The sequence below is a fragment of the Mycolicibacterium aurum genome, assembly GCF_900637195.1.
GTDB classification, from domain to species: Bacteria; Actinomycetota; Actinomycetes; order Mycobacteriales; family Mycobacteriaceae; genus Mycobacterium; species Mycobacterium aurum.
In genome coordinates this window covers 2,185,981-2,204,571 of the sequence record NZ_LR134356.1, presented here as the reverse complement: position 1 = coordinate 2,204,571, position 18,591 = coordinate 2,185,981, and the positions used below count along the sequence as shown (strand labels likewise).

21 protein-coding genes are annotated in these 18,591 nt (G+C 67.7%); 9 read left to right on the top strand and 12 right to left on the bottom strand.

From position 1 onward, the window contains the following. Positions 1–9 precede the first annotated feature (9 nt). From EL337_RS10475 to EL337_RS10465, 3 genes are read left to right on the top strand one after another with little or no spacing between them, the layout of a single operon-like run. Complete coding sequence (locus EL337_RS10475) at positions 10–498, top strand: SRPBCC family protein (RefSeq protein ID WP_048630517.1); 489 nt, start codon at positions 10–12, stop codon at positions 496–498. Between the two features lie 12 nt (positions 499–510). Then, on the top strand, positions 511–1,305 hold the full coding sequence (locus EL337_RS10470; RefSeq protein ID WP_048630518.1) for an acyl-CoA thioesterase: 795 nt from the start codon (positions 511–513) through the stop codon (positions 1,303–1,305). A gap of 49 nt (positions 1,306–1,354) precedes the next feature. After that, the gene (locus EL337_RS10465) at positions 1,355–2,374 is read left to right on the top strand and encodes an NADP-dependent oxidoreductase (protein WP_048630519.1); all 1,020 of its coding nucleotides are present in this window, start codon (positions 1,355–1,357) and stop codon (positions 2,372–2,374) included. A gap of 7 nt (positions 2,375–2,381) precedes the next feature. Here the strand turns inward: EL337_RS10465 and EL337_RS10460 are convergent, their stop codons facing one another. Further along, complete coding sequence (locus tag EL337_RS10460; protein WP_048630520.1) at positions 2,382–3,302, bottom strand: LLM class F420-dependent oxidoreductase; 921 nt, start codon at positions 3,300–3,302, stop codon at positions 2,382–2,384. A gap of 103 nt (positions 3,303–3,405) precedes the next feature. Between EL337_RS10460 and EL337_RS10455 the strand changes: the two genes are divergently transcribed. Then, complete coding sequence (locus tag EL337_RS10455) at positions 3,406–4,338, top strand: LLM class flavin-dependent oxidoreductase (RefSeq protein WP_048630521.1); 933 nt, start codon at positions 3,406–3,408, stop codon at positions 4,336–4,338. On the opposite strand, the gene EL337_RS10450 is transcribed toward EL337_RS10455, so the two are convergent. Beyond that, on the bottom strand, positions 4,322–4,912 hold the full coding sequence (locus EL337_RS10450) for a putative immunity protein (RefSeq protein ID WP_232786698.1): 591 nt from the start codon (positions 4,910–4,912) through the stop codon (positions 4,322–4,324). The genes EL337_RS10455 and EL337_RS10450 overlap by 17 nt on opposite strands. Before the next feature lie 40 nt (positions 4,913–4,952). On the opposite strand from EL337_RS10450, the gene EL337_RS10445 reads away from it, so the two are divergent. Beyond that, complete coding sequence (locus EL337_RS10445) at positions 4,953–6,239, top strand: 13E12 repeat family protein (protein WP_126316552.1); 1,287 nt, start codon at positions 4,953–4,955, stop codon at positions 6,237–6,239. A 12-nt stretch (positions 6,240–6,251) separates the two neighbouring features. On the opposite strand, the gene EL337_RS10440 is transcribed toward EL337_RS10445, so the two are convergent. Next, positions 6,252–7,400, bottom strand: coding sequence for an acyl-CoA dehydrogenase family protein (locus EL337_RS10440; RefSeq protein WP_048630522.1), 1,149 nt, complete (start codon positions 7,398–7,400; stop codon positions 6,252–6,254). A gap of 102 nt (positions 7,401–7,502) precedes the next feature. On the opposite strand from EL337_RS10440, the gene EL337_RS10435 reads away from it, so the two are divergent. After that, complete coding sequence (locus tag EL337_RS10435) at positions 7,503–7,985, top strand: SRPBCC family protein (RefSeq protein WP_048630523.1); 483 nt, start codon at positions 7,503–7,505, stop codon at positions 7,983–7,985. Here the strand turns inward: EL337_RS10435 and EL337_RS10430 are convergent. Genes EL337_RS10430 through EL337_RS10400 form a run of 7 tightly spaced genes read right to left on the bottom strand, consistent with a single transcriptional unit; the run spans position 7,977 to position 14,845 of the window. Further along, positions 7,977–8,924 carry an alpha/beta hydrolase fold domain-containing protein gene (locus EL337_RS10430; protein ID WP_048630524.1) on the bottom strand — a complete coding sequence of 316 codons (948 nt, stop codon included), beginning with the start codon at positions 8,922–8,924 and terminating at the stop codon, positions 7,977–7,979. The two genes, EL337_RS10435 and EL337_RS10430, sit on opposite strands and share 9 nt — an antisense overlap. Before the next feature lie 12 nt (positions 8,925–8,936). Then, positions 8,937–10,445, bottom strand: coding sequence for a flavin-containing monooxygenase (locus EL337_RS10425; protein WP_048630910.1), 1,509 nt, complete (start codon positions 10,443–10,445; stop codon positions 8,937–8,939). A gap of 8 nt (positions 10,446–10,453) precedes the next feature. Further along, complete coding sequence (locus EL337_RS10420) at positions 10,454–11,185, bottom strand: SDR family NAD(P)-dependent oxidoreductase (RefSeq protein ID WP_048630525.1); 732 nt, start codon at positions 11,183–11,185, stop codon at positions 10,454–10,456. Further along, positions 11,185–11,940 carry an HpcH/HpaI aldolase family protein gene (locus tag EL337_RS10415; protein ID WP_048630526.1) on the bottom strand — a complete coding sequence of 252 codons (756 nt, stop codon included), beginning with the start codon at positions 11,938–11,940 and terminating at the stop codon, positions 11,185–11,187. Before EL337_RS10415 ends, EL337_RS10420 begins: the two co-directional genes overlap by 1 nt. A gap of 1 nt (position 11,941) precedes the next feature. Next, the gene (locus EL337_RS10410; RefSeq protein ID WP_048630527.1) at positions 11,942–12,910 is read right to left on the bottom strand and encodes a zinc-binding dehydrogenase; all 969 of its coding nucleotides are present in this window, start codon (positions 12,908–12,910) and stop codon (positions 11,942–11,944) included. A 1-nt stretch (position 12,911) separates the two neighbouring features. Beyond that, positions 12,912–14,132, bottom strand: coding sequence for a cytochrome P450 (locus tag EL337_RS10405; protein ID WP_048630911.1), 1,221 nt, complete (start codon positions 14,130–14,132; stop codon positions 12,912–12,914). 8 nt (positions 14,133–14,140) lie between these two features. Then, on the bottom strand, positions 14,141–14,845 hold the full coding sequence (locus EL337_RS10400) for a hypothetical protein (protein ID WP_048630912.1): 705 nt from the start codon (positions 14,843–14,845) through the stop codon (positions 14,141–14,143). 75 nt (positions 14,846–14,920) lie between these two features. On the opposite strand from EL337_RS10400, the gene EL337_RS10395 reads away from it, so the two are divergent. Beyond that, positions 14,921–15,760 (top strand): SMP-30/gluconolactonase/LRE family protein, encoded by an 840-nt coding sequence (locus tag EL337_RS10395; protein ID WP_048630528.1) that lies wholly within the window; start codon positions 14,921–14,923, stop codon positions 15,758–15,760. An 11-nt stretch (positions 15,761–15,771) separates the two neighbouring features. Then, complete coding sequence (locus tag EL337_RS10390) at positions 15,772–16,587, top strand: thioesterase family protein (RefSeq protein ID WP_048630913.1); 816 nt, start codon at positions 15,772–15,774, stop codon at positions 16,585–16,587. On the opposite strand, the gene EL337_RS10385 is transcribed toward EL337_RS10390, so the two are convergent. Then, on the bottom strand, positions 16,588–16,779 hold the full coding sequence (locus EL337_RS10385) for a ferredoxin (protein ID WP_048630529.1): 192 nt from the start codon (positions 16,777–16,779) through the stop codon (positions 16,588–16,590). Between the two features lie 44 nt (positions 16,780–16,823). Between EL337_RS10385 and EL337_RS10380 the strand changes: the two genes are divergently transcribed. Next, entirely contained in the window at positions 16,824–17,393 is a 570-nt protein-coding gene (locus EL337_RS10380; RefSeq protein WP_232786699.1) for a TetR/AcrR family transcriptional regulator, read from the top strand. Here EL337_RS10380 and EL337_RS10375 read toward each other — a convergent pair. Beyond that, positions 17,380–18,555: a CaiB/BaiF CoA transferase family protein gene (locus tag EL337_RS10375; RefSeq protein WP_048630531.1), complete on the bottom strand. Its 1,176-nt coding sequence runs from the start codon at positions 18,553–18,555 to the stop codon at positions 17,380–17,382. The two genes, EL337_RS10380 and EL337_RS10375, sit on opposite strands and share 14 nt — an antisense overlap. Between the last annotated feature and the right edge of the window lie 36 nt (positions 18,556–18,591).

Sequence of the window (18,591 nt, the reverse complement as noted above, 5' to 3'; positions counted from 1 at the left end):
TTGCGTCCCATGGCCCGCTGGTTCGCCCTCAAGCCCGCCGACGCCGGATTCTTCGCGTCGGCACCGTACGTGTTCCGGTACGTCAAGCACTTCGACGCCACCCCCGAGCAGGTCTGGGACTCGCTGCAGTCCGACGAGTCGCTCGCGGCCTGGGGTAAGACGGTGACGTCGCTGACGTGGACGTCCCCGCGCCCGTTCGGGGCGGGCACGACCCGGGAAGTCAGCACCGGCCCGATCAAGGTTCGCGAGCGTTTCTTCGACTGGACCGACGGTTCGGGGTACGCCTTTCACGCCACCGAGGCCAACGCTCCCCTGTTCCGCAGGTTCGCCGAGGACTACCGCGTCGAGCCCGAGGGTGCTGGAACGCGGTTCACCTGGCTGGTGGCCATCGAACCTGTCGGCCCGCTGAAGCTGCCGTTCAAAGTGCTCGCTCCGGCGTTGAAGGCCGCCTTCGGCCGAGCGGCCGCCGACGGGGAGAAGTACTTCGCCAGCCGATAGGGTCAGCACCTGATGACAGGTGTCGACGTGAGCTGGATCGCGCAGCTCCTGCAGTTCGAGCGCCGCGGCGACACCTTCGTCACGTCGCAGCCCGGCGCGGGCCCGGGACCGCGATTGTTCGGCGGCCTCATCGCTGCGCAGTCGCTTGCCGCCGCGGGTGCCACCGTCGAGCCCCACAAGCTGCCTCAGTCGTTGCACCTGTACTTCGTGCGCGGCGGGCGCTATCACGTCGACGTGGAGGTACACGTCGAACGCACCCGCGACGGTCGGTCGTTCGACACCCGCCGGGTCACCGCCGTCCAGGAGGGTGCGGTGATCCTGGAGATGATCGCGTCATTCCACGCCCCGGAGCCCGGGCCCGACGAGCACCCGCCACACGCGCCGTCGGTGTCTTTGGCCGAGGCCCGCGCCAAGGAACCCGACATCGAGTACGCCGATCGTTTCGAGATCCGCACCACGGCCGACGACGACTCCGTATTCGCGGTGCCGCCGTTCTGGATCCGCACGCGGGCCGAGATCGAGGACGATCCGCTGACCCGCGCCTGCACACTGACGTTCATGTCCGACTTCGGTCCGGTCCCGGTGGCGCGACCCAGCGGCGTGCCGCTGGATCCGGACACCGGTTACGCGGCGAGCCTGGACCATTCGGTGTGGTTCCACCGGCCGTTCGTGCCGCACGACTGGCACCGGTATGAGGTGCATCCGCTCAACGTCGGAGACTCCCGCGGACTAGTGCACGGCTCGCTCTACGACGCCGGCGGCGCGCTGATAGCCACCACAACACAGGAGGCGCTGTGGCGCGTGTAGTGCCGGAACCGCGTCCGGCAGCGGTCCGCCTTCGGTAGGTTCTTGGCTCGTGTCGACGCTGACGAACCGCCAGATCTTGCTGCGCCGCCGTCCCGAGGGGTTGGTCGCCCCCGGCGACACCGAACTCGTCACGGCGCCCGCCCCCGAACCCGCCGAGGGCGAAGCACTGGTCCGCACGACGTACGTCGGCATGGACGCCGCCGTGCGGACGTGGCTGGACGACCAGCCCGGTTACCTGCCACCGGTACAACTCGGTGAGGTCATCCGTGCCGCCGGAATCGGCGAGGTCATCGAAACGCGTTGCGATGCTTACGCTGTCGGGGACATCGTGACGACGCTGACCGGCTTCCAGGAGTACACGATCGTCCGCGACGACCTGTTCACCACCCCGGTACCGGGGCCCGCCGAGCAGGTCGACCAGCTGGCCGTCATGTCGATCTACGGCCCGACGGGCGCCACCGCCTACTTCGGAATGACCGGCATCGGTCGCCCGCAACCGGGTGAGACCGTCGTCGTGTCTGCGGCAGGCGGGGCGACCGGTTCGGTGGCGGGCCAGATCGCCAAGATCGCGGGAGCCCGGGTGGTGGGCATTGCGGGCGGCGCGGACAAATGCCGGGCAGTCGTGCAGGACTTCGGTTTCGACGCATGCATCGACTACCGCAACGACGATGTGCCCGCCGCTCTGAAGAAGCACTGCCCGCAGGGCGTCAACGTCTACTTCGACAACGTCGGCGGACCGATTCTGGACGCGGTACTGGGCAGACTCGCGCACAAGGCGCGCGTCGTGCTGTGCGGGGTGATCTCCAGCTATCTCACCGGCGAGCATCCAGGCCCCGCGAACTACGTCAACCTGCTCGCCAAAACCGCTCTGATGCAAGGGTTCAACGCACTCGACGAGTGGGGGCGATTCGACGAGGCGTTCGCCGCGCTGCGCGGTTGGGAGGAACAGGGCCTGCTGACCCATCGCGAGCACATCTCCGACGGCATCGAGTCGTGCGTGGATGCCCTCAACGGGCTCTTCACCGGGGCGAACATCGGCAAGACGCTGGTGAGGCTCGCCGGCTCGTGACCCCCGTTCACTGTTGCGCGATGACGTCGCGGCCGAAGCTGTGGATCGTGTCCACCGCGTGCGCGAGGCTGTCGCCCGGCACCGTCACCTGAATCCAGGTGACGCCGGCACGTTCGAGCTCTGCCGCTCCGGCGAGGAACGCGTCGGCGTTGAAACCGGCGGCGCCGGGACTGCCGCCGGCGTCGTTGGTGAACGTGACGTCGATCTCGCCCGGGTCCCGGCCGGCGTCGTCGAGGCGGCGCCGCAGATCCTCGACGCCGGCTTTGAGATGTTCGGTGGTCTCCAGCGCCGCCGTGCGGGCGGTCTGGGCGAGCGCCGCGGGGGCGCGGAACGGGCACCATCCCTGCGCGTACTTCGCCACTCGAGACCGGGCCGCCGCGGTGTTGCCGCCGACCCAGATCGGCGGATGCGGCCTGCTGACCGGCCTGGGGTGCGCGGTGATGCCGGTGGCGGTGAAGTGGGTGCCCTCGACCGTGAGGTCATCGGTGGTCCAGATGTCGCGGATCACGTGCAGCGACTCCTCGAACAACGCGGCGCGGTCGTCGAAATCCACACCGAGCGCCGCGAATTCGCGCTTGAGGTAGCCGACGCCGACCGCGAGGGTGAAGCGGCCCTGCGATATCAGGTCCAGCGTGGCACCCGCCTTGGCGACGATGAACGGGTTGCGGTACGGCAGCACCACGATGTTCGGGATGAGTCGAAGTGTGGTGGTGTGGGCGGCGGCGAACCCCATCGCGACGAAGGGGTCGAGCGCGTCGTGGCCTCCCGCATCCAGCCAGCGCTGGGTCGGTGCCGGGTGATCAGTGAAGCCGAGGCCGTCAAAGCCCGCCCTCTCGGCGGCAATCGCCACCTGCGCAATGCCCGAACCCGTCACCATCTCCGGGTTGTAGGGGTGGCTGTGCATCGGATGGGTGATGGCGAACCGCACTGTTCGATCCTCCTCGGTCCCGCATCGGTAACAACCTTCTCCGTTGTTGAGAATGTGGTTACCATGCAGACTGCGGAATGTACAGCGGGCGGACGGGGAGTGCATGACCAGGCCGGAGATCGGTGTCTATCTGCCGCAGATGGGCTTCTCATTCGAGGACGTCCTTCACCGGGCCCGTCGCTGCGAGGAGCTCGGGATCGACTCGCTGTGGCTGTACGACCACCTGTACGGGCCGGGCATGCCGGACTACCCGTCGCTGGAGGCGTGGACGCTGGCCACCGCGCTGCTGAGCCGCACCGAGCGGCTCCGGGTCGGGCACATGGTGCTGTGCAACCAGTTTCGGCACCCGGTCACGCTGGCCAAGATGGCGACAACGTTGGACCAGATCTCCGGCGGACGGCTGTCGCTGGGCCTGGGTAGCGGGTCCATCGAAGACGAGCATCGTCGCGCGGGCCTGCCGTGGGGGACGTTCGCGGAACGCTCGGAACAACTCGGTGAGACACTGGAGATCCTGCGCCAGGCGTTCGACGACGGGCGTATCGACTTCGCGGGCAGGCATTTCGCCGTCTCCGACATGCCGGTCACGCCGGGGCCGGTTCAGTCGCCACGGCCACCGATCGTGGTCGGCGGCGTCGGGGAAAACTTCACGCTGCCCCTGGTGGCGCGGTACGCCGATGTCTGGAACGTGCCCACCTATGCCCTGGGGCAGATCACCGAGAAGATCGCCGCACTGCGCGCGATCTGTGACGACGTCGGCCGAGACCCGCAGAGCATCGTGCTCTCGATCGAGGCTGTCATGGCGCTTGCGCCCGACGAACAGTCGTTGCCGTCAGTCCGGTCGCTCGCCGAAAAGCGCTTCGGTGGACCAGGTTTCGGACTGCACGACACCGATTTGATCGGCACCCCGGAGGTGGTGGCCGAAAGACTGCGCGGCCTGGTCGCGTCGGGCTTCGGCCAGATCGTGCTCTTCACCCACGACCGGTGCTCGGATCAGACGGTCCAGCTGCTCGCCTCGGAGGTCATTCCGCGGCTCTGAGCGCGCCCGGCGCACGCAAGGCATCATCGAGCGCCATCATCAGCTGCGCGACGCGGCTCCTGCCGCCTGGCACCCGAGGGTAGCGCCGGAGAACATCGACCAATTCCGGCGTGGCGCGGCGTCGCGTTCTCTCGAATGTTTGTGTGGCGGCGGCGCCAGTCGAATCGGCCGAGATCTCGGATATTCGTATCGCATTCGCGGCAGCACGCAGAATGTGTCCGACCTGACGAGCGCTGGCGATCGGGTGGAGATAGGCAGCGGAGGCGGCATCGCCGGCGGCCTGCGCGGCCAGACGTGACGCTTCAGTCGAAGCTTCGCTCGCTGCTCGGTGAGCGTCCAGCGACGTGACCCGCTGCAGCCTGGTTCTCGGCGCGCCCTCGACGAACAGCCAAGCGGCAGCGACAGCCGCTCGCGGGCGCGGGTCGTCGAGATTCGCACGCTCGAAGACAGGGAGTACATCCTCGGCGGCCTCAGCCACGAAGCGGGCAACGACGCGCAGTTCGGCCATCGTCACCTCGAAGTCTCCTGTCACGCTCCACATTTCCTGCTCGACGATGCAGCCGGGACCACCCATCTGACATTACTTGTCGGTGGGCGGAAGTACTGTCGGTGTCGTGTTCGAAAGTATGTTCGACATCGATGAGGGTGCCTCGCAGGCCGAGCTGCGGGCCGTCGTCGAGCGCTGCGAACGACTCAAGTCCGCCGCGGCCGCGGCGCAGGCCCGGGCCACCGCACTCTGGGCCGCGAAGCGCCGCGAGGCCGAGCAGGCGGCGGGGGTGCCCGCCCGCCGCCGGGGTAAAGGGCTCGCCTCGGAGATCGCGTTGGCGCGCCGGGATGCCCCGGTGAAGGGCAATCAGCATCTCGGGTTCGCACGGGCGTTGGTCCAGGAGATGCCGTACACGCTGGCCGCCCTGGAGTGCGGGGCCCTCTCGGAGTGGCGGGCCACCCTGATCGTGCGGGAATCGGCGTGCCTGAGCGTGGAACATCGTCGGCAACTTGACGCCGAACTGTGTGCCGACACCGCGAAGTTCGACCACTGGGGCACCAACCGGGTGACCGCCGAGGCCAAGAAGATCGCCGCCCGCCTCGATGTCGCCGCGGTGGTGGAACGCAACACCAAGGCCGAGCAGGACCGCTGCGTCACCATCCGGCCCGCCGCCGACGGCATGGTCTACCTCAGCCTGCTGCTACCCCTATCCCAAGGTGTCAGCGCCTACGCCGCACTCACACGCCACGCCGACACCACCGGTGACGGCCGCTCACGGAACCAGATCATGGCCGACACCGCCTGCGAACGCATCACCGGCCGCGCGGTCACCGAACCGGTGGACGTAAGCCTGAACCTGGTCATGGCCGACACCACCCTGTTCGGCGGGGACGACTGCCCCGGCTACCTCCAGGGCTACGGCCCCGTCCCCGCACCCGTGATCCACCACCTACTCGCTGATGCAGTGGCAGACAAGAACGCCAAAGCCACCCTGCGCCGCCTCTACCGCCACCCCAAATCCGGACAACTGGTCGCGATGGAATCCCGCGCCCGGATCTTCCCGAAGGGCCTCGCGATGTTCATCGGGCTGCGCGACCAAACCTGCCGCACCCCGTTCTGCAACGCCCCCATCCGCCACCACGACCACGCCACCCCCGACCGCCACGGCGGACCCACCACCGCCCTCAACGGACTCGGCATGTGCCAAGCCTGCAACTACACCAAAGAAGCCCCCGACTGGACAGTCACCACCACCGACCGCAACGGCGAACACACCGCCGAATTTCGAACCCCCACCCACGCGGTCTACCACTCCATCGCCCCACCACCACCAGGCACCCGCATCATCCGCCGCAGCATCATCGAAGACCAATTCAGCATCGACCTGGTCACCTTCGAACCACGCGCCGCTTGACGCTGCCGCCGCCTACGTGCGCGTGGTGGGCGGCGAATAGTTCGGCTTGCCAAGGCCCAACGCGTGCTGAGCGATCATGTTGCGGAAGACATCGAGGGTGCCGGCGTAGATACCCATGGGCGAGGCCAGCCGGAACAGGTACTCGGCGCCGAGTCCCGACGGAACGGCCGATGAGGCGCCTGCGATGTCCATCAGGTCCGGGGTGATGTCCCGCAGCGTCTGCGCGATCGCCACCCGGCCGAACATCTCGGTAGTACTCATCGCCGCCTCCACACGGGCGATGCTGCGGCCGAGGCGATAGGCCACCGATCCGTCGTCGAGGCGACCCGCAACGGAACCCGCAGTCCGGTCGACCTCGTCGGCGAGCAGCAGCGCATGCTCGGTCATGACCGCGATCTTGTGCAGACCGCTGTCGTCACGCTCCACCGTCCCATGTTCGGCGTCGAGCGCCTCTCGCAGCACCCCCCATCCCCCGTTCACCGGTCCGACGCGGTACCGGTCGTCGATGCGGACATCGCTGTAGAACGTGATGTTGGTGCGATCACCGTCCACCGTGCGGATCGGCTGGATCGCGACACCGGGCGAGTCGAGCGGGACGAGGAACATGGTCAGGCTCTGATGCTTGGGCGCATCCGGGTCGGAGTTGGTGATCAGATACACGTACTGGGCGTGATGGGCATTGGAGGTAAACATCTTGGAGCCGTTGATGATCCAGCCGTCACCGTCACGCACCGCCCGCGTCTTGCAGGTGGCGATGTCGGACCCGCCCTCGGGTTCGGTGTAGCCGAGGCACAGCCGATAGTGGCCCGACAGCACCTTGCCCAGCACCTCGTCCTTCAGCTGCTCCGAGCCGAACTGATCGACCGCGGTGGCGACCATCGCCGTGGTGCCCCAGTGGAACCACGGGGTGTGCGCCCGGCCGATTTCGAGTTCCCAGATACGGCGCTGCACGGCGGTGAATCCCCCGTCGGCCTCTGTGCGCCAATCACGTTCCAGGTAGCCGGCGGCACCGAGCGCCAGGTGGACCGCCTCGTCGAAGTTGTCGCCGGTCTCCCGGTCGCGCTGGATGACATCGTCAGTGACCACCGATGACAAAAACGCACGCAGCTCATCGCGGAAAGCCCGGTCATTCTCGGACAGTTCGACTTCGGAGAAGTTCATCGTGACAGCTCCCGTCCCTTACTCCGCCATCTCCTTGGCCACCCACCACGCAGCGTGACATTATGACGGGACTTTGTAAAGAAGCGGAGAAGGGCGCACAGCGTGGGAATCGTGACGACGACGTCGGAGACAGCCTTCACCCAGTCCCCCGAGCAGATCTATGACTTCGTGACCAACCCGGCCAACTGGCCCAAGACGTACCCGGGCAGCGCGCACGTCGGCCAGGTCCCGGCGAAGTTGCCGCTGGAGGTCGGTGACACCTGGACCGAGACCGGTCCCGACGGAGACCGCATATTCACCTGGCATCTGGCGATCGCGATGCGGCCCAAGCTCTGGATGTTCAATTCGGTGGGCAACCTCGGCCACGACCGCGACGGGAACGGCGGCATGCCGGGGCGCATCACCGTGCAGTACAAGTTCACCGAGCCCGGCCAGGGCATCACCCTCTTCAGCCGAACGATGACCGTCGAGGCCTTCAAGGACTCGCCGCTGCCCGACGGCTTCTTCCGTACCGTCAACCCAGCCAACATCGACCGCTACCACGACGCGATCGCGCGAGAACTGGCGAACGAGGACTCAGCGTAGGAACGCTCTGCGCAGCGCCGCACCCTGGATGCCGAACAGCTGCGCGCTGACCTCCCATTCCGGCGCCAGTGAATCGAACCCGTGGCAGGTGCCGGCGAAGACGTGGAGTTCGGTGGTGACCCCGGCCCACATCAGCCGCAGCGCGTAGTCGATCGCTTCGTCCCGCAGTGGGTCCAGCTCGGAACAGGTGATCACGGTGGCCGGCAGACAGGACAGTTCGTCGGTCCGCGCAGGCACCGCGTCTTCGGGTAGCGCAGCACCTGCGCCGTAATGACGCCACATCCACCGCACGGCCGGGCCGTCGAAACCTGGTGTCGCGGTGAACTCTTCCTTCGACGGTGTCGGCCTGTCGTCGAGTACCGGCTGGTGTAGCAGTGCAAGCACGACGGGCGGGGCGACGCCCACCGCCGCACGTTGCGCCAGCCGGGCAGCCAGCGCAGCGCCGGCGCTGCTGCCCGCGACCGCGATGGACTCTGCGGCGACCCCCAGTTCGGCGGCGCTGCGCGCCACCCAGTCCAGAACGGCCGCAGCATCGTCCAGCGCCGCCGGAAACGGGTGTTCCGGGGCGAGGCGGTAATCCATGGCGAGCACGGTGCAGCGCCCGCGCCGCGCCAGCTCGACGCACTGCCGGTGGTCGGTGTCCAGGTTCCCCAGTACGAAAGCCCCTGAGTGGCAATAGATGACTGCCGGCGACGGAGGTGGCCCGCCCCGGTAGATCCGGACCGTGAGGTGATGCCCGGCCGGGACCGGTACGTCGCGCTGCTCGATCTCCACGCCGACGGTGTCGGCAAACCTCGCGGTCTCGGCCCGGCGCTGGTTCAACGCGTCGCGCACAGCACCGAGGACAGGTGGGGACAGATCGGTACGCGCATCGGCGAGGTGACGCAACGCCGGGTCGAGGCGCTCGATGATGTCCCGCGGGAACGGTGGAATCGGCATGGTCACAGCGGCCTACCGCTTCGCCGCGGTCTGGGCCTCGACGTGTATCGGTGAGGGCTCCTGCGGTGCGTCGAAAATGTAGTCGCCCGGGCGGAACCATCGCGTGAGACCCCAGAACGCCCGCGCGCTGCGCGGCCACTGCGTGACCACCCGGCCGTTGGCGGCGCGAAAGTAGTTGCTGCACCGGGTGAGCCAGACCGTACCTTGCATCCACGTGTCGATCGTGTCGAGGAAGCGTGTCATCACCCGTGAGCGCACCTCGATGGAGGACTTGTTCCTGCGGCGCATATACCGCAGCGCGCGCACGAGGTAGTGCGCCTGGGCTTCGAGCATGAAGATCACGCTGTTCGACCCCACGTTGGTGTTGGGTCCGTACAGCATGAAGAAGTTGGGGTAGCCGGGCACCGACATCCCCAGGTAGGCGAAAGCGCCGTCGCGCCAGGTGTCGCTCAGCAGCGTCCCGTGAGTTCCGCGCACCTCGATCTGGCCCAGGTAATCCGCTGCTGCGTATCCGGTCGCGCACACCACCACGTCGACGTCGAGTTCGGTTCCGTCCTCGGTGATCAGGGACCGCGAGCGCAGCGCGCGTGCCGGGCTCGAGACCACCCGGACGTGCGGCTGGGTCAAGGCCTGCAGATAGTCGGTGGCGAACACCAGCCGCTTGCAGCCGAACGGATGGGTGGGTGTCAGCCTGGTGCGCAGGTCGTCGTCGGTGACGGCGGCCTCGAGTGCCCGCAGTGCAACACTTTTGAACTCCTCTGTCTTGTCGCTGCCGTTCTCGATGACGGAGATGTTGGACTCGCTGCGCAGCCACAGCCGCGTGCGGTAGATCTTCTTGGCCAGCGGAATGTGGGCGAACACCCACTTCTCCCGTTCGCTGTACTCGCGATCCGGCTTCGGCAACACCCAGGTGGGTGAGCGCTGTACCGAGTACACCTCGGCGGCCTGCCTGGCCACCTCGGGAACCAACTGCGCCGCAGTCGATCCCGTTCCGAGCACCGCGACCCGGGCGTCGCGCAGATTCACCGAGTGATCCCATCGGGCGGTGTGCATGACGGTCCCGGTGAACGGCTCCTCCTCGACCAGGTCGGGCATCTTCGGCTGCGTGAACAGTCCGACCGCCGACACGACGATGTCGAAGTTCTGGACTTCTCCGGTGGAGGTGGTCAGGGACCAGGTCCGCGTTTCGGAATGCCAGTGCGCCGCGACGATCTCGGTGTTCACCCGCAGGTTCTGCTGCAGTCGGTAACGCCGCGCGCATCGCTCGAAGTACTCCAGGATCTCCGGCTGGCCGGACCACAGCCGCGACCAGTGCGCGTTCAAGTCGAAGGAATACGAGTAGAGATGGGACTTCACATCGCAGGCCAGGCCCGGATAGGTGTTGATCCGCCAGGTGCCGCCGACCCCGTCCTCCCGATCAAAGATCGTGATGTCATCGAATCCCGCTTTGCGCAGGAATATTCCGAGCGCAAGCCCGCCGGGGCCGGCGCCGATGATTCCCACCGAGAAGGTCTTCGCCATGAACGTCGTCATCCAATCTGCAGCGATTGCCCACCATCGACGATGAGCTCAGAACCGGTGATGAAGCTGGCGTGCTCGGAGACCAGGAACGCGACGGCGTCCGCGATCTCCATGGGCGTGCCGATCCGGCCCATCAGCGCCTGCGCCGCCAACCGCGTCTGCGTCGTCTCGTCCAGCATCGGTGTCCCTACCGGGCCGGGGAACACCGCGTTCACCCTGATCCCGGCCGGCGCCAGCTCGACGGCCGCGACCTGGGTGAGACCGCGCAGCGCCCATTTCGACGACCCGTAGGCGCTGTGGTTGGGGAACGGGCGGATCGCACCGGTGCTGCAGGTGTTCACGATCGCGGCGCCCTCGGAATCGCGCAGGTGCGGCAGCGCAGCCTGGATGCCGAGGAACGGGCCCAGACAATTGACCCGCCAGCTGCCCTCGAAGCCTGCCGCGGTCTCGTCGGCCAGCGACGCACGATGCAGCACACCGGCGTTGTTGACCAGTGTGCTCAGCGCGCCGAAGCGTGCGACCACCGCCGCCACTGCCGCCGCCCACTGCTCCTCGGAGGCCACGTCGAGCTCCACCGCCATGGCGCGCTCGCCGCCGAGCTTGTCGACGGTGCGTCTGACGTCGTCGGCACGCAGATCGCACGCCGCGACCCGGAACCCGTCTCGCAGCAACCGGGCGGTGATCGCGGCACCCTGTCCGCGGGCGGCACCGGTGATCAGCGCGACACGGTCGCCGGCCATCAGGAACCCTCCGCGACGGCCTCGGCCAGATGCGCAGCGGCACCGCGACGCAAAGCCTGCGATTCGGACGCCAGCGTGAGCATCCGGAATCCTTTCCGCGCCATCGCATTTCCCATGGTGCCGGTGCTGGCGTGGATACCGGGAACCAAACCGGCCTCGGTCGTCGTCCGCTGAATGTGGCCGATCACGTCCACGACGTCCTCTCGCGTCCACGCGTCCGCCGGTCCGTGGCCCATCGAGATCGCCAGATCAGCGGGCCCCACATAGATACCGGTGAGGCCGTCGACTCCGCAGATCTCGTCGAGCGCGGCCAATCCTCTTGTCGTCTCGATCATCGCGAAGACCGACACCCGCTCCGCAAGCGCCACCGGGTCGACACCCAGGCTTGCCCGCAGCGGCCCGAAGCTGCGCACGCCACCGGGCGCGTACCGCGTGGCCGCCACCGCCTCAGCGGCCTGAGCGGCCGACTCGACCATCGCGACGACGACGCCGTCCGCGCCGGCATCGAGTACCCGTCCGATCGGTGCCGCGTCCGCGTCGGGCAGGCGGACGACGGTCGCGATCGGGACGTGCTCGAGCCGACGCAGCATCAGCGCGACGTCGGTGTCGCTGAGATAGCCGTGCTGGAGGTCGAATCCGACGTAGTCGTATCCGGCGGCGGCGAATTCCTCGGGACCGTACAGGGTCGGACCCACCACCCATCCGCCCCAGATCGGTCCGGTGCCCGCCAGCGCGTCCTGCAGTCTGCTCGTCATGTCAGGCCACGATCGCAATCTTGATCCGCCCCGGAACCGGACGCGACGCCAGATCGAATGCCGCCTGCACGTCACCGATCCCGAACGTGTGGGTGAGATACCGGTCGAGCAGTCCCGGGTGTGCCTGCGCGAACGCGTCCGCCTTCTCCAGCACCCGCCTGCGGTCCATGGTCACACCGGACTTCAGCGTGAGGTTGTTCCTGAGCATGGTGCGCATGCTGATCGGATAGGAGTCGTCGTCGGGCACGCCGAAGTAGAACACGGTGCCGCCGAACGCGGCCGCCTCGACGGCGTGGGACAGCGTTGCCACCTGGTGGCCCACCGCCTCGATCACGATGTCGGGCTTGGCATCCGGGAGCAGGCGACCCACCCACCGGTCACTCGTGGCCCGCACGCTGGTGTCCACGCCGAATGACGGTCCGACATCGGCGCGGTCGATGGGGTCGACGCCGGTGACGTGTGCGGCGCCCATGGTCTTGACCACGTAGGAGAACAGCAGTCCGATGGAACCCTGACCGAGGACGGCGACGTGGCGTCCGGCCGGGTCGGGAAGGTGTTCGGCGGCGTAGAGCACGCAGGCCAGCGGCTGCAGGGCGACCGCGTGTGCAGGACTGAGCGAGGTGTCGAAGGGCGCCAACCCATCTCCGTCAGACACCACCTCTTCCATCAACCCGTCGAACCCCGAGGCCCAGCCGACCACGCGGTCGCCGCGGGTGTGGGCGGTGTGTCTGCTGGCGATCACCTCGCCGACGACCTCGTGGATCGGGAAGCCGTCCTTCTCGGCGGCGTGTGCACCGGTATCGCCCCTGACCCGGCCCTTCACTCCCCGGAAGCCGGGGATGTCGCTGCCACAGATGCCCGCCGCGAGGAACCGCAGCAGTACCTCGCCGTCCTGCAGAGACTCCGGTGAGCGTGGCAGCACATCGGTTCTCTCGAAGGTGTAGGGGGCTACCAGTCGATAGGACCACACGTCAGCGCACCTCCACCGGAAGGTTGTTCCAGCCCCACTGGAAGCTCGACGGCGGTCGTGACGCGGCGTCGGTGTCGACACGGAAGTCAGGGACCCGCTTGAGCCACTCGGTCACCATGATCGCGATCTCCAACCGGGCGAGGTGCGACCCCAGGCAGAAGTGTTGTCCGCGGCCGAACGCCAACAGCCGCGGGATGGACCGGTTCCAGACGAACCGGTCCGGGTCCTGGTACTCACGCTCGTCCCGGTTGGCCGAGGCGAGCAGCGAGATGATCCGCTGTCCCGGCGCGATGGTGACGTCGTGCAGCGTGAACGGGCGCCGCAGCGTGCGGGCGAACCATTGCGCGGGTGCGCAATAGCGGATCATCTCTTCGCGGGCGACCGGGACGTTGGCATCCAGGTCAGCGCGAACCTCGGCGAGCTGATCGGGGTGGCCGGACAGCTCCCACAGCCCGTGCGCGACGATTTTGGGCACCGTCTCGGTCCCTCCGATGAAGACTCCGAGCAGTTGCACGGCGGCTTCGGAGTCGGACAGGCCCGAACCGTCGGGCAGCCGGTAGGCCAGCAGATTGTCGACGATCGGAAGCGCACCCGGCTCACCGGCTCTGGCGCGTTCGACCACGGGGGTCAGATACTCCAGGTATCCGGGGCGGGCGTTGGCGACCTCGACGCCGCTGCCCGGCTGCGCCAGGCTGCCCGCGTTGACGGTGGCCAGCACGTCAGAAGCCAGATCAGCTGGCAGGCCCACGATGTCGCAGACAATCGAGGCGGCGACGATGCCGCCGTACTCCTGCGTGAGGTCGAACCGGCCGCGGGGTAGCAGCTCGTCGAGCCGTTCGTTGGCGAGCGTACGGATTCGCTCCCCCAGCTTCGCGACGTTCTTGGGCCGGAACGGTGCTGCCGTGCAACGGCGGACCTCATCGTAGATCGGCGCGTCGAAATTCGCATGAAAAGGCATGGGGTGCAACGGCGGATCGGCAACCGGCCCCGCGTTGCGGCCGGCCAGCACCGTGGCGGCGGGCAGCGTTCCCTCCGAGGCGACAAACGTTCCGTCGTTGACCTCCAGGACGTTCCAGATGTCGTCGAACCGCGACAGTGCGTAGGTGTCCCACCTGTCCAGGTAGTAGACCGGATGCGCGTCGCGCAGTACGCGGTAGAACGGCAGCGGGTCGGCCATGACCGCGGGATCGAACGGGTCGTAGGAGAACTGGGCGGCGGGCATCGTCGCGCTCACTGCAGCGGGGACGGCGGCAGGGCGGCCAGGATCGAATCCTCCCAGCCGTCGCGCAGTGCGGGGGCGACGCTCATCCAGGTGACGATTTCGGCGGGTGGGCTTCCCTTCCAGGACGGGTAGTGATTCTCGAAGCAGTCCCAACCCCCGTCCAGCGCCCAGTAATGGATCACCTCGTTGAACCGGAACGTCGTGATGAAGGAGCCCAGCCACCGCTTGCCGGTCGATTCGGACCACGGCACGTAGAGGCGTTCGAGTTCGCGGATGTAGTCGTCCTGCCGGCCCGGTTTGGTCTGCATGATCTCCTGGATCACCAGTGACGCGGTGATATCGGACTCCTGCAGCTGGGCCAGGGTCTTGTTGGCGCGGCCTGCGTACATGATTCGGCCCTCACCCCGGGATCCGGTGTCGCGGAGAAAGGTCGACCACGTGGCGGCCTCGGCGGCGTGACTGCCGCCGCGGGCCTGGGCACGCCCGATCCGGGCGTAGTCGGCGAATGCGTCGATCTCCCAGACGATCGTGACCTGCGGCCAGTGCCCGTTGTAGGGCGTCGTCTCCCACATCGCGAAGAGGCGGGCACCGAGGTCGGTCATCATCGGCTGGTACACATCGGTGAACTCCGTGACGAACCGGTCGCCGTGCACCGCGCCGAGATTGATGGTCTCGTGCAGATAAAGCAGCGTGTGGCTGTGGTATTTCTTCATCGTCACGACATGCTCCTGGTTGACAGCTGCACCCAGCGAGCGTGACACTCGTCGCGTGTTTTGTAAAGTCATGTCATGACGCTGACTCCGTTGGCCAAAGGCTTCTGCTTCGGTGAGGGACCGCGCTGGTTCGAGGGCCTGGTGTGGTTCTCGGACATGCTGGGCGAGGCGGTGCACACCGTGACGCTGGAGCGCGAGATGAGCACGCTCCCCTTGGCCGGGCACGCCCCGTCCGGCCTGGGGTTTCGCCCGGACGGATCCCTGCTGATCGTGTCCACCCAGCACAGACAGGTGCTGCGCTACGACGGGGAATCGGTCGTCACGATCGCCGACCTGTCGAAGTTGGTCCCCGCCGACCTCGGAGACATGGTGGTCGACCGACACGGGTGCGCCTACATAGGCTCCCAGGCCCGCGCCGGCGGCGGCGTCATCGTGCGCGTCGATCCCGACGACGAGAAGCAGACCACGGTCGTTGCCGACGGCCTGGACTTCCCGAACGGGATGGCCCTCTCTCCCGACGGCGCAACGCTGATCGTCGCCGAATCCACCGGCAGACGCCTGACGGCCTTCACCGTCGCTGCAGACGGAACCCTCGGCGGTCGACGGGTTTTCGCCGACGGGCTGGAGGGTCCCCCGGACGGGATCTGCCTGGACACCTCGGGCGGAGTCTGGGTCGCGATGACGCTGGCCCACCGGTTCAGCCGGATCGTGGACGGGGGGCAGGTGACCGACCGCATCGACGTCGGCGACCGGATCGCGATCGCGTGCGCACTCGGTGGCCCAGAGGGCCGGACCCTGTTCCTGGTGACGACCACCGATGCCTATCCCGAGAGGCTGCGCGGAACTCTGCTCTCGCGCCTGGACGCAACCACAGTCGACGTGCCCGCCGCCGGGTTCGTCGCCGAGATGCACTGAGGGGGTCCGTGGTGACCGATGCCTACTACGAGCTCGTCGACGCGTCCGACGATCGCGGGGAGAAGTTCGCGGCAACAGATTTCGTGCGGAGCACGTGGTCGGCAGCCATTCAGCACGCGGCGCCGGTGTCAGCGCTTCTGGTCCGGGGCCTGCAGCGCTGCGAGCCGCGGGACGACACGCGCCTCAGCCGAGTGCTGGTCGATCTGCTGGGGCCGGTGCCGGCTGAGGGCGAGTTGTGGGTTCGGGCGCGGCGGGAGCGCGCAGGCAAGCAGATCGAGCTCGTCAGCGCCGAGATGCTCGCGCTCGGCCCGGACGGCGCGCCACGGCCGGTGGCCAGGGCCAGCGGGTGGCGGCTGCAGACCATCGACACCGCCTTCGTGACACATGCGCCGGCCGAACCACTTCGCCCTCGGTCGGAGGCACGGACCCGCGACATGGCGAAGGACTGGGACCGCAACTACGTCCACAGTCTTGACTGGCGGTGGTTGACCACGCCGATGAGTGACGGCCCGGGCGAATCGTGGCTCAAGCCCGAGGTGGACCTCGTCGAGGGTGAGGCGATGACGCCGCTGGAGCGGCTGTTCGTGGTCGCCGACGACGCGAACGGCATCGGCACCAAGCTCGACATCCGGAAATGGACGTTCCTCAACACCGATCTCGCAGTGCACATCCACCGGGTGCCCGACGGAGAGTGGATCGGCATCCGCGCCGAAACCAGTTACGGACCTGACGGAATCGGCACGACGCTGGGCACCCTGTTCGACGAGGACGGTGCCGTCGGGGCCATCCAGCAGTCGGTGCTCGTCCGCCCGCGACCCCCGGCGTAGTCAGTCGGTGAGCGTCAGCGCAGCGACCGGGCACTGAGTGACCGCCTGCTGCATCCGGCTGCGGTCGGCCTCGGGACGCTCGGCGTCGTGGATCACCACGGTGCCGTCGTCCTGCACCTCGAAGACCTCATCGGCGATGGACTCACAGATGCCGTGCCCGGTGCACTTGGCGGGATCCACTCGGACCTTCACGGAAATAGCGTGACAGTTGGCCGGTAATTTGTAAAGCTGTCATGATGCAGCACTCGGCGTCGGGCAATGACGGCGATCCGGACAACTCCACGCGTCAGCGCATATTGGCCGCCACGGCAGAGGTGCTGGGCCGCAACGGCACAACCAAGCTGTCGCTGTCCGAGGTGGCGGCTCAGGCGGGTGTGTCACGGCCCACGCTGTATCGCTACTTTGCCGACAAGCGCGAGCTGCTGGACGTCTTCGTGGCCTGGGAGCGGCGATACTACGAACGCGCGATCGCCCGCGCCACCGCCAATGTGCCTGCGCACCAACGCCTCGACGCCGCATTGCGGGTCATCGTCGAATACCAGCTGTCTTACCCGGGGCTTCGGATGGTCGACGTGGAGCCCGACCAGGTGATCGCACGGATGGCGAGTGTCCTGCCGTTGATGCGCGACCGCCTGCAACGCCTGTGCAGCGGACCGGACGCCGAACTGTCCGCTGCCACCGCGGTCCGCGTGGCGATCTCGCAGTACCTGGTGCGCAGCGACGATTCCGGCGATTTTCTGGCCCAGCTGCGGCACGCCGCCCGGGTGAAGCCGCAGGCCCACTCACCCCGGTTCACCGATGGCTGAGTTCGTCAAGGATCTCGGCGGTGTGCTCACCCAGTTCGGGTGCGCTGCAGCGCACTTCGTTCGGTGTGCCGTGAAAATCCGCAGGCGTGGCCACCATCGGTACCGCACCGCCGTCGGCGTCGGGTACGTAGACCACCCCGCCTGCGGCGTGGAATTGCTCGTCGGCGATCACATCCTCCATCGAATTGATCGGCGACCAGAACAGATCAGGTTGTGCGGCGAATATCTCGGCCCATTCGTCGAGCGTCTTGGCGGCGAAGATGGCGTCGAGTTCGGCGATCAACTCGCCCGCGTTGGTGGCACGGGCCCGGCCGGTGGCGAACCGTTCATCGGTCAGCCAGTCGGGCCGTTGCACGCACGCGCACAAAGCGGGCCAGTGCCGGTCGCCCTGCAGACCCACCAGCCAGAATCGACGACCATCGGCCGCGGTGTAGTTGTTCATGCACGGGTTGCCCATCGTCTCGCGCTGCCCGATCGCGATCGCGTGGCCGGTGATCAGAAACGTGTTGAGGTCGAAGCTGACGGTGTAGGCGCCCTGGCGGTACAGCGAGGTCGTCACCAATTGGCCTGCGCCGGTTCGTGTCCGCGCCACCAGGGCGGCGCAGATCGCACCGGCCAGCGTCATGCCCGCCATGTGATCGCCCATCCCGCCGCGCTGGAACGGGGGCGTCTCGCCCGGCCGGGTCAGCAGGTGGGCCAGGCCCGACCTGGCCCAGAATGCGGCGACGTCGTAGGCCGGCCGGTCCGCGTCGGGTCCCTCGGCGCCGTAGCCGGTGATCAGGCCATAGACCAGCCGCGGGTTCGCGGCCGCCACCGCCGCGAAATCCAGGCCGATCCGCCGCAGGGCACCGGTGCGGATGTTGGTCAGGAACACATCGGCGCCGTCCAACAGAGCCTGCGCGCGCGCCTTCCCGTCGTCGGACGCCAGGTCGAGCACCACACTGCGCTTACCGCGGTTGTCCATCTGGAACGGCGGGCTCACATGATGCCGGTCCTGGGGGCTGATGCCCAGCATCCGGCCGAACGTGCGGGCCGGATCCCCGTCGGGCGGCTCGATCTTGACGACGTCGGCGCCCCAGTCCGCAAGGATTCCGCCGGCCGCGGGTCCCGCCACCCAGACCCCGAGTTCGACGACCCTGATGCCTTCCAGCGGACCAGCCATGGCGTGCCACCCCTTCCCGAACCGATCCAAGCCTAG